The sequence below is a fragment of the Ewingella allii genome (assembly GCF_044430645.1).
GTDB classification, from domain to species: domain Bacteria; phylum Pseudomonadota; class Gammaproteobacteria; order Enterobacterales; family Enterobacteriaceae; genus Ewingella; species Ewingella allii.
The window spans coordinates 618,052-633,254 of sequence record NZ_JAWUDN010000001.1; the positions used below are offsets into that span (position 1 = coordinate 618,052).

Below are 15,203 nucleotides of genomic sequence, written 5' to 3' on the forward strand. Positions count from 1 at the left end.
TTCATTCTATCCGTCAGAAGCCCAATCAGGCTGCTGGCGGGTAGTGTGAAATAATCTCCAGAATGCCGTTAATGCCAAACTGAACGCCCATACACACCAGCAAGAACCCCATCAGACGCGAAATCGCTTCAATCCCGCTTTTCCCCACCAGACGCATAATCGCCCCAGAGCTTCTTAAACAGAGCCACAGGATCAGGCCGATGAGGAAGAAGGTCAGCACTGGCGCGATGGCAATCACCCACTCAGGGAAGTCCACCCCGTCTTTGATGGCAGAGGCGCTGCTGATGATCATCGCAATGGTCCCCGGCCCGGCGGTGCTTGGCATGGCGAGCGGTACAAAGGCGATGTTTGGCGAGTCCTGCTTCTTCATCTCCTCGGTTTTATTTTCCACCATGGTCTTCTCTTCAGCGTGTGGCTGAGGAAATAGCATGCGAAAACCGATAAAGGCGACAATCAGCCCCCCGGCGATACGCAGCCCCGGAATGGAAATCCCGAAGGTATTCATCACCAACTGACCGGCATAAAACGCCACGGTCATAATGGCGAACACGTAAACGGAGGCCATCAGCGACTGCTGGTTGCGCTCCTGTGTGGTCATATTGCCCGACAGACCTAGCAGCAGCGCGACAGTGGTCAGGGGGTTAGCCAGCGGCAACAGAATCACTAAGCCCAGTCCTACGGCTTTAAATAATTGGGCAATTTCGGTCATGATTTTCCATCCATTTTCAACATCCTTTCAATATGAGTGCTGTGCAGATAATTACACGAAAAATAGCACCATTAAGCAACCAAGGTTGCTGGAAAACTGCGCTTTACGAATGTTACACTGGCTGGCGTTTTTTACGTCGCATCTTGAGGCAATGAAGTCGGGGCCTTACAGGTGCATGTATTCGGCAAAGTAGAGCTGAATAGCGTAACTAACTAAATGAATTTAAACCCAAATATTTTCTATATGTGCTCTGTCGTGTGGGGCACCACTGTAGATAAGGAATTAACATGCCAGTTATTACTCTTCCTGACGGAAGTCAGCGTTCGTTTGATGCTCCCGTTTCTCCCCTTGATGTCGCCCTTGATATCGGTCCAGGTCTGGCGAAAGCCTGTATCGCTGGCCGCGTAAACGGCGAATTGGTTGATGCAACGGATCTCATTACTCAGGACGCACAGTTAGCGATCATCACTGCCAAAGACGAAGCCGGTTTGGAAATCCTGCGTCACTCCTGTGCGCACTTGTTAGGTCACGCAATCAAACAATTGTGGCCGAACACCAAAATGGCCATTGGTCCAGTTATCGACAACGGTTTCTATTACGACGTTGATATCGATCGCACGCTGACTCAGGAAGACCTCGATCTGCTTGAAAAGCGTATGCACGAGTTGGCTGAAAAGAATTACGACGTAATTAAAAAGAAAGTCAGCTGGCAGGAAGCGCGCGATACTTTTGCAAGCCGTGGCGAGCAATACAAAGTGGCAATTCTGGATGAGAACATCAGTCATGATGACCAGCCAGGCTTGTATCACCATGAAGAATACGTCGACATGTGCCGCGGTCCGCACGTGCCAAATATGCGTTTCTGCCATCACTTCAAACTGCAGAAAACCTCCGGTGCTTACTGGCGTGGCGACAGCAAAAACAAAATGCTGCAACGCATCTACGGCACCGCGTGGGCTGAGAAGAAGCAGTTAAATGCTTATCTGCAACGCCTTGAAGAAGCCAGCAAACGAGACCACCGTAAAATTGGTAAGCAGCTTGACCTGTACCACATGCAGGAAGAAGCGCCAGGCATGGTGTTCTGGCACAACGACGGTTGGACTATTTTCCGCGAGCTGGAAGCCTTCGTGCGCATGAAACTGAAGTCTTACGACTATCAGGAAGTCAAAGGCCCATTCATGATGGACCGCGTACTGTGGGAAAAAACAGGTCACTGGGATAACTATAAAGACGCGATGTTCACCACCTCTTCCGAGAACCGTGAGTATTGCATCAAACCGATGAACTGCCCAGGCCACGTGCAGATCTTCAACCAAGGTTTGAAATCCTACCGCGACCTGCCATTGCGTATGGCTGAGTTCGGTAGCTGTCACCGTAATGAGCCATCTGGCGCATTGCACGGCCTGATGCGCGTTCGTGGCTTTACTCAGGATGATGCGCACATCTTCTGTACTGAAGAGCAGGTCCGTGACGAAGTAAACAGCTGTATTCGCATGGTTTACGACATGTACAGCACTTTTGGTTTCGAAAAGATTGTGGTGAAACTTTCCACCCGTCCTGAGAAGCGCATCGGTACTGACGAAATGTGGACTAAAGCCGAGGATGACTTGGCTGCTGCACTGACTGAAAACAAGATTGAATTCGAATATCAACCGGGCGAAGGCGCGTTTTATGGTCCGAAAATTGAATTCACCTTGCATGATTGTTTGGATCGTGCGTGGCAGTGTGGTACCGTGCAACTCGACTTTTCATTACCGGGTCGCTTGAACGCGTCTTACATCGGCGAAAGCAACGATCGTCAAGTGCCAGTAATGATTCACCGAGCAATTTTGGGCTCTATGGAACGCTTCATCGGTATTCTTACCGAAGAGTATGCAGGTTTCTTCCCAACGTGGATTGCTCCGGTTCAGGTAGTGGTAATGAATATTACCGATACACAAGCTGCCTATGTCGAAGAATTAACTAAAAAACTGCAAGATGCAGGCATTCGCGTTAAAGCCGACTTGAGAAATGAGAAGATTGGCTTTAAAATTCGCGAACACACGCTACGCCGTGTCCCTTATATGTTGGTTTGTGGCGATAAAGAGGTCGAAGCAGGCAAAGTTGCCGTTCGTACCCGCCGCGGAAAAGACTTGGGAAGCATGGACGTTAGCGAAGTCGTTGACAAACTGCTGGCGGAAATCCGCAGCAGAAGTCTTCATCAACTGGAGGAATAAAGTATTAAAGGCGGAAAACGAGTTCAACCGGCGCGTCCTAATCGCATTAACAAAGAGATTCGCGCGCAAGAAGTTCGCCTCACCGGCGTCGATGGCGAGCAGATTGGTATTGTCAGTCTGAATGAAGCTCTTGAAAAAGCTGAGGAAGCGGGCGTCGATTTAGTAGAAATCAGTCCGAATGCCGAACCGCCAGTTTGTCGAATCATGGATTACGGCAAATTCCTCTACGAGAAGAGCAAGTCGACCAAAGAGCAGAAGAAGAAGCAAAAAGTTATTCAGGTTAAGGAAATCAAATTCCGACCTGGTACCGATGATGGCGACTATCAGGTCAAACTACGCAACCTGATTCGCTTTCTGGAAGATGGCGATAAAGCCAAAATCACCCTGCGGTTCCGTGGGCGTGAGATGGCGCACCAACAGATCGGTATGGAAGTGCTTAACCGCGTCCGTAAAGACCTGTGTGAAGATTCTGAATTGGCCGTTGTCGAATCCTTCCCTACGAAGATCGAAGGCCGTCAGATGATCATGGTGCTCGCACCTAAGAAGAAACAGTAAGGCTTCCAAGTAACTTCCCCCGCGCAGTGCTTGCGCTGCGTGGGTTTAGTTCGCCTTTCTGATTCATGTAATTAACAATGCGAAGTGGAATTTAAAATGCCAAAGATCAAAACAGTACGTGGCGCCGCTAAACGCTTCAAAAAAACCGCTAACGGTGGTTTTAAGCGTAAGCACGCTAACCTGCGTCATATTCTGACCAAAAAAGCTACTAAGCGTAAACGTCACTTGCGTCCAAAAGGCCTGGTATCCAAGAACGATTTGGGTCTGGTCTCTGCATGTCTGCCGTACGCATAAATACACTTTTTTTAATCAAGAATAATACTCAGGAGAGCATATGGCTCGCGTAAAACGTGGTGTGATTGCACGTGCACGTCACAAGAAAATTTTAAAGCAGGCGAAAGGTTACTACGGTGCCCGTTCGCGCGTATATCGTGTTGCATTCCAGGCTGTTATCAAAGCTGGTCAATACGCTTACCGTGACCGTCGTCAAAAGAAACGTCAGTTCCGTCAGCTGTGGATCGCGCGTATCAACGCAGCAGCTCGTCAGAACGACATGTCTTACAGCAAATTCATTAACGGCTTGAAAAAAGCTTCTATTGAAATTGACCGTAAGATTTTGGCTGATATCGCAGTTTTCGATAAGTTCGCGTTCAGCGCACTGGTAGAAAAAGCGAAAGCAGCTCTGGCGTAAGTCAGCTAAAAAGAGGGAGCTTGCTCCCTCTTTTTTGTTTATAATCAGTCAAGTTGTCATCTCACAGTGTGGCATTAACTCCAGAAAACTGAGCATCAACAAGGTAACGCAAGCATGAACACTGCTATTTTCCGTTTCTTTTTTTACTTTAGCGCCTGATTCAGGAAGGCTTTCGCGCGTAAGAGAAGAAACGAAAAGTAGCGCCTAAGCCTCCCTCGTGGAGGCTTTTTTGTATCTGTTCTTTATTTACTAAGGTTCAGGGCTTAACGCGCGCCCCTGATAAATTACCGGTTATTTCACATCCGGCCATATAAGCCAGAAGAAGAGGAAAGCAATGCCACATCTCGCAGAACTGGTCGCCAGTGCCAAGGCCGCCGTAGAGAGTGCTCAGGATATTGCCGCATTAGAAACAGTGCGCGTCGAATATTTGGGTAAGAAGGGCCATTTTACGCTCCAGATGAAAACGCTGAGCGAATTACCTGCTGAAGAACGCCCAGCAGCAGGTGCAGTCATTAACCAGGCGAAGCAAGAAGTTCAGGAAGCGCTGAATGCGCGTAAGAACGAGCTTGAGTCAGCGGCGATGAACGCCCGTCTGGCAGAAGAAACCATCGACGTTTCACTGCCGGGCCGTCGTATCGAAAATGGCGGTTTACACCCAGTGACCCGCACCATTGACCGTATTGAAACTTTCTTTGGCGAGTTAGGTTTTTCGGTCGCCACCGGCCCTGAAATCGAAGATGACTATCACAACTTCGACGCCTTGAATATTCCAGGCCACCACCCGGCGCGTGCCGACCATGACACCTTCTGGTTCGACGCTACCCGCCTGCTGCGCACCCAAACTTCTGGCGTACAAATTCGTACCATGAAAGGCCAGCAGCCGCCGATCCGCATTATTGCGCCGGGCCGCGTATATCGTAACGACTACGACCAGACTCACACCCCGATGTTCCACCAGATGGAAGGGCTGATCGTTGATAAAGACATTAGCTTCAGCAACCTGAAAGGGACGCTGCACGACTTCCTGAATAACTTCTTTGAAGCTGATCTGCAGATTCGTTTCCGCCCGTCTTACTTCCCATTCACCGAGCCTTCCGCTGAAGTTGACGTCATGGGCAAAAACGGCAAATGGCTGGAAGTACTGGGTTGCGGGATGGTGCATCCAAACGTGCTGCGCAACGTAGGTATCGATCCAGAAATCTATTCGGGCTTCGCATTCGGTATGGGCATGGAGCGTCTGACCATGCTGCGCTATGGCGTAACCGATTTGCGCGCTTTCTTCGAAAACGATCTGCGTTTCCTCAAACAGTTTAAGTAAGGCGGGAATATCACATGAAATTCAGCGAACTTTGGTTGCGTGAATGGGTAAACCCAGCCATCAGCAGCGAAGCATTATCCGACCAGATCACCATGGCCGGGCTAGAAGTCGACGGCGTTGAGCCTGTCGCCGGTGCCTTTAACGGCGTTGTCGTGGGTGAAGTGGTCGAGTGTGGCCAGCATCCTAACGCCGATAAACTGCGCGTGACAAAAGTAAACGTCGGCGGCGATCGCCTGCTAGACATCGTTTGTGGCGCCCCGAACTGCCGTCAGGGTCTGAAAGTTGCTGTAGCCACCGTCGGCGCGGTATTGCCGGGCGACTTCAAAATCAAAGCTGCGAAACTGCGCGGTGAGCCTTCAGAAGGCATGCTGTGCTCCTTCTCCGAGTTGGGCATTTCCGACGACCATGACGGCATCATTGAGCTGCCACTGGACGCGCCTATCGGTACTGACATCCGTGAATTCCTCAAACTGGATGACAACACCATTGAAATCAGCGTGACCCCAAACCGTGCCGACTGTCTGGGCATCATCGGCGTGGCGCGCGACGTCGCGGTGATTAACCAGCTCGCTCTGACCGAGCCGGATATGTCGCCTGTGGCTGCCACCATCAGCGACGTGCTGCCAATTGACGTGCAGGCAACCGAAGCCTGCCCGCGCTATCTTGGCCGCGTAGTTAAAGGCATTAATGTTAAAGCCGCTACGCCACTGTGGATGCGTGAAAAGCTGCGTCGTTGTGGCATTCGTTCCATTGACCCAGTGGTTGATATCACCAACTACGTGCTGCTGGAACTTGGCCAGCCAATGCACGCCTTCGACCTCAATCGCATTCAGGGCGGCATCGTTGTGCGTCTGGCGAAGAAAGATGAAGCGCTGACACTGCTTGATGGCACCGAAGCCAAGCTGAATGACGACACGCTGGTGATTGCTGACCACGAGAAAGCCTTAGCCATGGGCGGCATTTTCGGTGGTGAGCACTCCGGTGTAAACGAAGAGACGCAGGACGTCCTGCTCGAAAGCGCCTTCTTCAACCCGCTGTCCATCACCGGCCGCGCCCGCCGTCAGGGTCTGCATACTGATGCATCCCATCGCTACGAGCGTGGTGTTGATCCACAGCTGCAATTCAAAGCCATGGCGCGCGCCACTGCGCTGCTGCTGGAGATTTGTGGTGGTGAGGCTGGACCGGTTATCGATGTCACCTCTGAAAAAGACCTGCCAAAAGCGGCCACTATTGAGCTGCGTCGTGAAAAACTGGATCGCCTGATTGGTCATCACGTTGAAGACACACAGGTTACCGACATCCTGACTCGTCTTGGCTGCAAAGTAGAGCATCACGGCGCAAGCTGGACGGCGGTTGCGCCAAGCTGGCGTTTTGATATGCAAATCGAAGAAGATTTGGTCGAGGAAGTGGCCCGCGTGTATGGCTACAACAACATTCCTGACGTGCCGGTTAAGGCTAATCTGGAAATGACCAAGCATCGCGAAGCCGATTTGTCCCTGAAGCGGGTGAAAAACCTGCTGGTGGATCGCGGTTTCCAGGAAGCGATCACCTACAGCTTCGTTGATCCGAAAATTCAGAATTTACTGCATCCGGGCGAAGAAGCCCTGATTCTGCCAAGCCCAATCTCGGTAGAAATGTCAGCCATGCGCCTTTCTCTGTGGACTGGCCTGCTGACTTCAGTGGTTTATAACCAGAATCGCCAGCAGAACCGCGTGCGTATTTTTGAAAGTGGCCTGCGCTTTGTTCCTGATACACAAGCTGATTTGGGTATCCGTCAGGACGTCATGCTGTCTGGTGTGATCGCAGGTAACAAAAATGAAGAGCATTGGGATCTGGCGCGTCAGGCGGTTGACTACTACGATTTGAAAGGTGATCTTGAAGCGATTCTTGAGCTTACCGGCAAATTGGATGACGTTCAGTTTAAAGCTGAAGTGAATCCAGCACTGCATCCGGGACAGAGTGCAGCAATTTATTTACGCGGCGAACGTATTGGTTTTATTGGTGTAGTACACCCAGAGCTGGAACGTAAGCTGGATCTAAACGGTCGCACAGTGGTGTTCGAAATGCTGTGGAATAAGGTCGCAGACCGCGTGCTGCCTGATGCGAAGGAGGTTTCTCGCTTCCCAGCTAACCGTCGTGACATCGCTGTTGTCGTGGCTGAAAACGTTGCCGCAGACGATATTTTGGCAGAGTGTAAGAAAGTTGGCGCAAATCAGGTAGTTGGCGTAAACTTATTTGACGTGTACCGTGGGAAGGGCGTGACTGAAGGCTATAAAAGCTTGGCCATCAGTCTGGTATTGCAGGATACCGCTCGTACACTGGAAGAAGAGGAGATCGCCGCTACCGTTGCAAAATGCGTAGAGGCTCTAAAACAGCGATTCCAAGCATCCTTGAGGGATTGAACCTATGGCGCTTACTAAAGCTGAAATGTCAGAACACCTGTTTGAGAAGCTTGGGCTTAGCAAACGGGATGCCAAAGACCTGGTCGAACTGTTTTTCGAAGAAGTGCGTCGCGCTTTGGAGAATGGCGAACAAGTTAAATTGTCTGGTTTTGGCAATTTCGATCTGCGTGACAAAAACCAACGTCCGGGACGTAACCCGAAAACCGGCGAAGATATTCCTATCACGGCGCGCCGTGTGGTGACTTTCCGTCCGGGGCAGAAGTTGAAAAGCCGGGTTGAGAATGCCACTCCTAAAGAGTAAGTGAGTTGGACAAAAAGGTCGCGAAAGCGGCCTTTTTTTTATGCTTTACCTGTCAAAGTCCACATCCTTCTTTTCCTGACTGCCATTTTTAAAGATTTTAATTAGAGTTTGAAAAAATAACGTTAAGAGGCTTTAGCCTTCAGGAATAGTCTGATAGATTAATTTCATCGGTCTTGATCGTTTATTTAAATTTGTTTGCTGGTTGAAGAAATAAAAAATCAAACAAACAAAAAGGGACCGAAGTCCCTTGATGAAAAATAATCATTGTGTTTTTTACTCATGCCAGTGAGTAATGACTTAATAAAAAATACTACTAATAAGGATGCCCGTAGTAACCGCGATGATAACCACCATGGTAGCCGCCGTGGTCGTAAGGGCCGGGGAAGATGCAGCCGCTAAGGCTTATGACAACCAGAGTGATGCCAACGAAAGCTAATATTCTACGCATGGAAATATCCTCTATCTGAATAAACGCTCTCAGTATAAATAGATAGTCATCAGATTGTTGTCAGGCTAACGTTAAGATCTGTTAAGGCCACTATAATATTTGTCGAGTTATCCATGGGCGATTTAATGATTTATTTGCCGTGAGATACATTTGTTTTAATTGAGTAAGCAAGAAGAAAGTTAACCGCAAAACTCCTGTTATCCGATAGCCTAATTTATTCCCCTTGTTATAAGTTTTGCCCTGAGCACGACGCAAACTAATAAGGCGGATACCATGAATAAATCATTCTTACTCTTATGCTGTGTACTGGCCTTACCCGTGGTTGCGCAGGCCAACGTGGTGGTTGATATCAACACGCCGGGGGTGACGCTGCACATTGGCGACCAAGACCATCGTGGATACTACTGGGACGGCTACGACTGGCGAGCGCCTCAGTGGTGGCATGCTCATCAGGGGCATTATGTCGGCGAGCGTAACAATCGCGGGATGTACTGGCGCGGCGACCGTTGGCAGCCAGCACCGCCCCCGCCGCCAAGACCCGTTCACTATCAACACGGTCAGCCCTATGACCACGGCAGGCCGCATCCTGACGACCGTCGCGATGATAATCATCAGCCACTTCCGCCACAGGGAGCTCGAGGTTAATCTCTCATCACTTAGCCGGTACGCGGTACCGGCTACAAAAGATGCTTTTTTGTGCTTTTTTCTCCCGTTTTTCCTCTCAAATCCCCGTTTTAATCCCTGAGTTATAAACCCTTTAAGGCCGCCATCTTGCTGATTGAAATGCCTTTTTATAGCCGTTGAATGGACGCCTCAGCGCGTTATCAGATTTAACATGGTCAATTAACGGCCAATTTATTGATTCCTATGATAAAAATTATAAACAAACCTTAACAAAATAAATTATTGAGCCGAGGAGTAAAAAGCCATATATTGGCCGCGTTTTACACACTGTGATTAATTTTTTATTCATTTATTCAACTTTGGCGTTAGCGATAACCCCCAGTTGTAGGAGAGATATGATGACGGATAAAGTCCGTATTGATAATTTTGGTGCGAATTCATTAAACGGAAACAATGAAGCCTATTTAGCGAGACAAGCTGAATTTGAATCGAATGTTAGGAGCTATCCACGCAAATTGCCGTTTGCAATTGCGAAGGCCCTAGGGGTTTGGATCACCGATGTTGAGAACAATCAATATCTTGACTGCCTTGCTGGCGCGGGAACGCTAGCCTTAGGACATAACCATCCGGATGTGTTGCAAAGCATACAAAATGTCATTACCAGCGGCTTGCCGTTACATACTCTCGATCTGACAACGCCGTTGAAAGATCAGTTCTCAGAATACCTGCTGTCGCTGTTGCCGGGAGAGGGTAAAGAGTACTGCCTGCAGTTCACTGGCCCATCGGGTGCCGATGCGGTTGAAGCTGCGCTGAAGTTAGCTAAGAAACACACTGGCCGCAGCGGCGTGATCAGTTTCTCTGGCGGCTACCATGGGATGACCCACGGTGCGCTGGCGGTGACGGGTAACCTGTCTCCGAAAGAAGCGGTTAACGGCATGATGCCAGAAGTTCAGTTTATGCCTTACCCGCACCTATACCGCTGCCCGCTGGGTATCGGCGGCGATGCTGGCGTGAAAGCATTAACCTACTACTTCGAAAACCTGATCAATGACGTTGAGAGTGGCGTGCGCAAACCTGCGGCGGTCATTCTGGAAGCTGTTCAAGGCGAGGGTGGGGTTAACCCGGCTCCGGTTGAGTGGTTGCAGCGCATTCGTAAAGTGACTCAAGAGCATGGCATTCTGCTGATCCTCGACGAAGTTCAGGCTGGCTTTGCCCGTACCGGTAAGTTCTTCGCCTTCGAACACGCTGGCATTGAGCCAGACATCATCGTGATGTCGAAAGCCGTGGGCGGCGGTCTGCCATTGGCCGTTCTGGGTATCAAGAAGCAGTTTGACGCGTGGGAGCCGGGCCACCATACCGGGACTTTCCGTGGCAACCAGCTGGCGATGGCTACCGGCCTGACCACGCTGAAGATCCTCAAAGACCAGAAAGTGGCTGACAAAGTGGCTGCGCAGGGCGAATGGCTGAAAGAAAGATTGGCCGAAATGCAAAAACGCTACCCGGTGATTGGTCACGTTCGTGGTCTGGGCCTGATGATGGGTATCGAAATTGTTAAGCCAAACGAGCCTCAGGACCACATGGGTTGCTACCCGGCAGACGGACAGTTGTCCGCATTGCTACAGAAAAAATGCTTCGAAGCAGGCTTGATTCTGGAACGTGGCGGCCGTAACGGTTGCGTTCTGCGCCTGTTGCCTTCTTTGTTGATCACTAACGAAGAGCTGGGCGTATTCTTGGATAAATTTGAACAGGCCTTGTTAGCCGCTGGCATCAAGCCTGTCTAAATGGAGCAGTTGAACACAATGTCCAAGTTAAACCCAATTCTGGCGTCCTCGGTGCAGAGCACCGAGGCTTACCAGCAGGCCATTGCGCAGAGCAGCGCGGCCGTGGTGCAGTGGCTACAGCAGCCTAAAATGTATCAGGGCAAAACGGTCGCTGAACTGCGTGAACGTATCACGCTGGATTTCAACCCTGAAGGCCTTGGCAATCAGGCAGCGATTGAACGTGCGATCGAGTATTTCTTAAAAGACAGTCTGTCCGTGCATCACCCACAGTGCGTGGCGCATTTGCATTGTCCAAGTCTGGTGGTTAGCCAAGCTGCGGAAGTGTTGATTAACGCCACCAACCAGAGCATGGACTCTTGGGACCAAAGCCCGTCAGCCACCATCATTGAGATGAAGCTGATCGAATGGCTGCGCACCCAAGTCGGTTATCAGGCTGGCGACGCCGGTGTATTCACCAGCGGCGGCACCCAAAGTAACCTGATGGGCCTGATGTTGGCGCGCGACGCCTTCTTCGCTCGTCAGGGCCACTCCATCCAGCAGGATGGTTTAGTCGGCAATCTGCGTAAAATCAAAGTCTTCTGTTCTGAGAATGCCCACTTCTCCGTGCAGAAAAACATGGCGCTGCTGGGTCTGGGCTATCAGTCCGTGACCTTAGTGAAAACCGATGAGTTTGCGCGCATGGATCTTAACGATTTGCGCGACAAGCTGGCGCAGGCGAAAGCCAACGGCGAACAGGTTCTGGCTATCGTGGCGACCGCAGGTACCACCGATGCGGGCGCTATCGATCCGCTGCGTGCTATTGCCGAGCTGGCTGCCGAGCAGCAGATCTGGGTTCACGTCGATGCAGCCTGGGGCGGCGCGCTGTTGCTGTCCGAGAAGTATCGCGACTATCTGGACGGCATTGAGCTGGTGGACTCCATTACTCTGGACTTCCACAAGCAGTTCTTCCAGACCATCAGCTGTGGCGCGTTCTTGCTCAAAGAAGCTCGCCATTACGAACTGATGCGCTATCAGGCGGCTTACCTGAACTCAGAATTTGACGAAGCGCAGGGCGTGCCGAATCTGGTGTCCAAATCCTTGCAGACCACCCGTCGTTTCGACGCGTTGAAACTGTGGATGGGTCTGGAAGCCTTGGGTCAGAAGCAATACGCTGAAATCATCGACCACGGCGTGACGCTGGCTCAGGAAGTGGCTCAGTATGTTACCGAGCAGCCTTCCCTTGAGTTGGTGATGAAGCCGCAGTTAGCCAGCGTGCTGTTCCGTTACCGCCCAGAGCAGTTGGCCGGTGCGGGCGACGAAGCGATTGCACTGCTGAACCAACGCATTGGTGATGCGCTGTTAGATTCTGGCCGCGCCAATGTGGGCGTCACTGAGTCAAATGGCATAACCTGCCTGAAACTGACTCTACTGAACCCAACCGTCACGCTGGAAGACATTCAGGTGTTGCTGGCGCTGGTCGACAGCACGGGGCAGAAGTTGCTGAACGCCTAATCCGCACACTCTGAGCGAATCGCCATTAAAGCCGATAACATGATTATGTTATCGGCTTTTTTATTGGTTTTTATCTGCTGAAGAAAAAGCACAGGCCGTCGTGCAGGCGGCTATAGAGCTAAGCGACTAATATCGGTAGGATAGCTTTCACTTATTGATGGCCGAGTGCCGTGTATCGCCTCAGGATAATGTCTCTTTGCTAAACCACAATCCCACCTTTCGCCAGCTTGAGTCCCAACAGCGTCGCCACGCCTATGCGCGGCTAGGAGGGCTTGGGGGGTTTCTGCTGCTGGTGTTTATTTTCAGCCTGTGCGCCGGTGAGAAGTGGCTTTGGCCGAGTGAATGGTTTGATGCTCAAAACCAGCTGTTTGTCTGGCAACTGCGTTTACCTCGCGCGCTGGCAGTGATTCTGGTCGGAAGTGCGCTGGCGGTAGCCGGGGCGGTGATGCAGGCGCTGTTTGAAAACCCGCTGGCCGAGCCAGGCTTGCTGGGCGTTGCCAACGGCGCAGGCGTGGCGCTGGTGCTGTGCGTGATGCTGGGCAATGGGTTAACTCCCGTTTGGATTTTAAGCCTGGCCGCCATCGCCGGGGCGCTGATCACCACCTTCATCCTGCTCTATTTCGCCAGCAAAAGGCTGTTAGCCAATGCCCGTCTGCTGTTGATTGGCATTGCTATTGGCATCGTGTGCAGCGCCGTGATGACCTGGTCGGTCTACTTCAGCAGTAATCTGGATTTACGCCAGTTGATGTACTGGATGATGGGCGGCTTCGGCGGGATAGACTGGCGGCAATATTGGCTGGGGCTGATGTTACTTCCGGCTCTGATATGGATGATTGCCCAAGGTAAATCGCTGAATCTGCTGTCGCTGGGCTTAGCGCAGGCGCAGCAATTAGGCTTACCCGTCGCCGTGTGGCGCAACCTGCTGGTGCTCGCCGTCGGCTGGGTGGTGGGGCTGAGCGTCGCGCTGGCCGGGGTGATCGGCTTTGTTGGCTTAGTGATCCCTCATATATTGCGGCTGTGTGGCATCACCGATCAAAGACATTTATTACCTGCTTGCGCCTTAGCCGGGGGCAGCGTTCTGCTGCTTGCCGACGTGCTGGCGCGCATCGCGCTTTATTCGACCGAACTGCCAATTGGCGTCGTCACGGCGACATTGGGTGCGCCGCTTTTTATCTGGCTGCTGCTTAAGTCCGCCTAAATCGAATAGATTTTGAAGAAAAACGAGTCACTAAACCTGCAAATCATAACGGGAAATAATCATGAGTAATGCAATTTTTGACGTTGAACTGAAGAAAATTAATGGCGAAAAAACCACGCTGGGTGAGTTTAAAGGCTCCGTGCTGCTGGTGGTGAATGTGGCCTCCGAGTGCGGCCTGACCAAGCAGTATGAGGGACTGGAAAAGCTGTATGAAGAGTTCCACGATCAAGGTTTTGAAGTCTTAGGCTTCCCGTGTAATGAGTTTGGCGCGCAAGAGCCGGGCACGGAAGAAGAGATCCACAGCTTCTGTACCACCCAGTTTGGCGTGAAATTCCCGATGTTCAGCAAGCTTGAGGTGAATGGCGAGAACCGTCACCCGCTGTATAAGGCTTTGATCTCTGCCCAGCCGAAGGCCGTAGAGCCAGAGGGTAGCGAGTTCTTGGCGCGTATGACCAGCAAAGGTCGCGCCCCGGCGCAACCAGGCAACATTCTGTGGAACTTCGAAAAATTTCTGGTGAGCCGCGATGGCGAAGTGATCCAGCGTTTCGCGCCAGACATGACTCCGGAAGATGCCCAGCTGGTTAGTGCAGTTAAACAAGCATTAACCAAGTAACTTTGGGGCCGAAACGCTGATGCTGGAATGCAATAACCTGAGCGTAGCCGAGCGGCTGCGGGCTTTTTCCACTCAAGTGGAGGCTGGCAGCCGCGTCCACATTATCGGGCCGAACGGCGCGGGGAAAAGCAGCCTGTTGGCCCGCATGGCGGGCTTGCTGCAGGGAGCAGGGAGCGTCAGCCTTTCAGGAAAACCTTTAGATACCCTGTCCGGGGCAGAATTGGCAAGGCGGAGAGGGTATCTGTGTCAGCAGTCTGCACCGATATCCATGATGCCGGTGTTCCAGTATTTGTCCCTGCATCAGCCCGCCATGGCCGAGGCTAAATTGGTCGAAGGCACTATCACGCTTTTAACCCGCGAGTTGCATTTAGATGATAAGCTCCAGCGCGCGGTAACACGGCTTTCTGGCGGTGAATGGCAGCGGGTCAGGCTGGCGGCGACTTTGTTACAGGTCTGGCCGACGCTCAATCCGCAAAGCCAACTCTTATTGTTAGATGAGCCGACCAATAGCCTTGATGTGGCTCAACAGCAAGCACTGGACGGCCTTATCGATCACTATTGCGCCAGTGGCAGAATTGCCATTCTGAGCGACCATGACCTCAACCATACCTTGCACCATGCCCGCCGGGTTTGGCTGATGAAAGCGGGGCAGGTGGTGGCGTCAGGAGAATGTACGGACATTATGCAGCCTCAAAGGCTTTCTAAAGTATTTAGCGTGGATTTTCAAATGCATAACGTTGGAAATCAGCGCTGGCTGAGCGCGGTGCCTGCCGTTATTGCACATTAATTCATCTTAATATGACAAACTTATTATTTAAGTAATGCTTGTTTACAATATTATTGCTCTCCAATAATA

The 15,203-nt window shown here is 51.3% G+C and carries 16 protein-coding genes and 1 other annotated feature; of the genes, 14 read left to right on the forward strand and 2 right to left on the reverse strand.

Annotated features, from left to right (window positions below; all coding sequences use genetic code 11):
- Positions 1–25 precede the first annotated feature (25 nt).
- The gene (locus SBO83_RS03025; RefSeq protein WP_396130407.1) at positions 26–709 is read right to left on the reverse strand and encodes a MarC family NAAT transporter; all 684 of its coding nucleotides are present in this window, start codon (positions 707–709) and stop codon (positions 26–28) included.
- A 287-nt stretch (positions 710–996) separates the two neighbouring features.
- Here SBO83_RS03025 and thrS point away from each other — a divergent pair, with 287 nt between their 5' ends.
- From thrS to ihfA, 8 genes are all read left to right on the forward strand, one after another.
- On the forward strand, positions 997–2,925 hold the full coding sequence (thrS, locus tag SBO83_RS03030; protein WP_353502455.1) for a threonine--tRNA ligase: 1,929 nt from the start codon (positions 997–999) through the stop codon (positions 2,923–2,925).
- 3 nt (positions 2,926–2,928) lie between these two features.
- Complete coding sequence (gene infC, locus SBO83_RS03035; RefSeq protein WP_013576136.1) at positions 2,929–3,480, forward strand: translation initiation factor IF-3; 552 nt, start codon at positions 2,929–2,931, stop codon at positions 3,478–3,480.
- Positions 3,481–3,576: 96 nt separating this feature from the next.
- A complete protein-coding gene (gene rpmI, locus SBO83_RS03040; protein WP_013576135.1) occupies positions 3,577–3,774 on the forward strand; it encodes a 50S ribosomal protein L35 in 198 nt (65 codons plus the stop codon).
- A gap of 40 nt (positions 3,775–3,814) precedes the next feature.
- Entirely contained in the window at positions 3,815–4,171 is a 357-nt protein-coding gene (gene rplT, locus SBO83_RS03045; RefSeq protein WP_034791189.1) for a 50S ribosomal protein L20, read from the forward strand.
- Between the two features lie 109 nt (positions 4,172–4,280).
- Positions 4,281–4,405: a sequence feature (Phe leader region), on the forward strand.
- Positions 4,286–4,330 (forward strand): pheST operon leader peptide PheM, encoded by a 45-nt coding sequence (pheM, locus tag SBO83_RS03050; protein WP_133845469.1) that lies wholly within the window; start codon positions 4,286–4,288, stop codon positions 4,328–4,330. Its footprint overlaps the feature before it by 45 nt.
- Positions 4,406–4,505: 100 nt before the next feature.
- Positions 4,506–5,489, forward strand: coding sequence for a phenylalanine--tRNA ligase subunit alpha (gene pheS, locus SBO83_RS03055; protein WP_353502454.1), 984 nt, complete (start codon positions 4,506–4,508; stop codon positions 5,487–5,489).
- 14 nt (positions 5,490–5,503) lie between these two features.
- Positions 5,504–7,891, forward strand: coding sequence for a phenylalanine--tRNA ligase subunit beta (gene pheT, locus SBO83_RS03060; RefSeq protein ID WP_396130408.1), 2,388 nt, complete (start codon positions 5,504–5,506; stop codon positions 7,889–7,891).
- A gap of 4 nt (positions 7,892–7,895) precedes the next feature.
- Positions 7,896–8,192 (forward strand): integration host factor subunit alpha, encoded by a 297-nt coding sequence (gene ihfA, locus SBO83_RS03065; RefSeq protein WP_004717732.1) that lies wholly within the window; start codon positions 7,896–7,898, stop codon positions 8,190–8,192.
- A gap of 313 nt (positions 8,193–8,505) precedes the next feature.
- On the opposite strand, the gene SBO83_RS03070 is transcribed toward ihfA, so the two are convergent.
- Positions 8,506–8,640 (reverse strand): hypothetical protein, encoded by a 135-nt coding sequence (locus tag SBO83_RS03070; protein ID WP_396130409.1) that lies wholly within the window; start codon positions 8,638–8,640, stop codon positions 8,506–8,508.
- A gap of 273 nt (positions 8,641–8,913) precedes the next feature.
- Between SBO83_RS03070 and SBO83_RS03075 the strand changes: the two genes are divergently transcribed.
- From SBO83_RS03075 to btuD, 6 genes are all read left to right on the forward strand, one after another.
- On the forward strand, positions 8,914–9,285 hold the full coding sequence (locus SBO83_RS03075; protein WP_396130410.1) for a DUF2502 domain-containing protein: 372 nt from the start codon (positions 8,914–8,916) through the stop codon (positions 9,283–9,285).
- A 377-nt stretch (positions 9,286–9,662) separates the two neighbouring features.
- Entirely contained in the window at positions 9,663–11,045 is a 1,383-nt protein-coding gene (locus SBO83_RS03080) for a diaminobutyrate--2-oxoglutarate transaminase (RefSeq protein ID WP_353503987.1), read from the forward strand.
- An 18-nt stretch (positions 11,046–11,063) separates the two neighbouring features.
- A complete protein-coding gene (locus SBO83_RS03085; RefSeq protein WP_396130411.1) occupies positions 11,064–12,536 on the forward strand; it encodes a pyridoxal-dependent decarboxylase in 1,473 nt (490 codons plus the stop codon).
- 196 nt (positions 12,537–12,732) lie between these two features.
- Positions 12,733–13,734 carry a vitamin B12 ABC transporter permease BtuC gene (gene btuC, locus SBO83_RS03090; RefSeq protein ID WP_396130412.1) on the forward strand — a complete coding sequence of 334 codons (1,002 nt, stop codon included), beginning with the start codon at positions 12,733–12,735 and terminating at the stop codon, positions 13,732–13,734.
- A 61-nt stretch (positions 13,735–13,795) separates the two neighbouring features.
- On the forward strand, positions 13,796–14,347 hold the full coding sequence (locus tag SBO83_RS03095) for a glutathione peroxidase (protein ID WP_396130413.1): 552 nt from the start codon (positions 13,796–13,798) through the stop codon (positions 14,345–14,347).
- A gap of 19 nt (positions 14,348–14,366) precedes the next feature.
- The gene (gene btuD, locus SBO83_RS03100; protein ID WP_396130414.1) at positions 14,367–15,134 is read left to right on the forward strand and encodes a vitamin B12 ABC transporter ATP-binding protein BtuD; all 768 of its coding nucleotides are present in this window, start codon (positions 14,367–14,369) and stop codon (positions 15,132–15,134) included.
- The last annotated feature ends 69 nt before the right edge of the window (positions 15,135–15,203 follow it).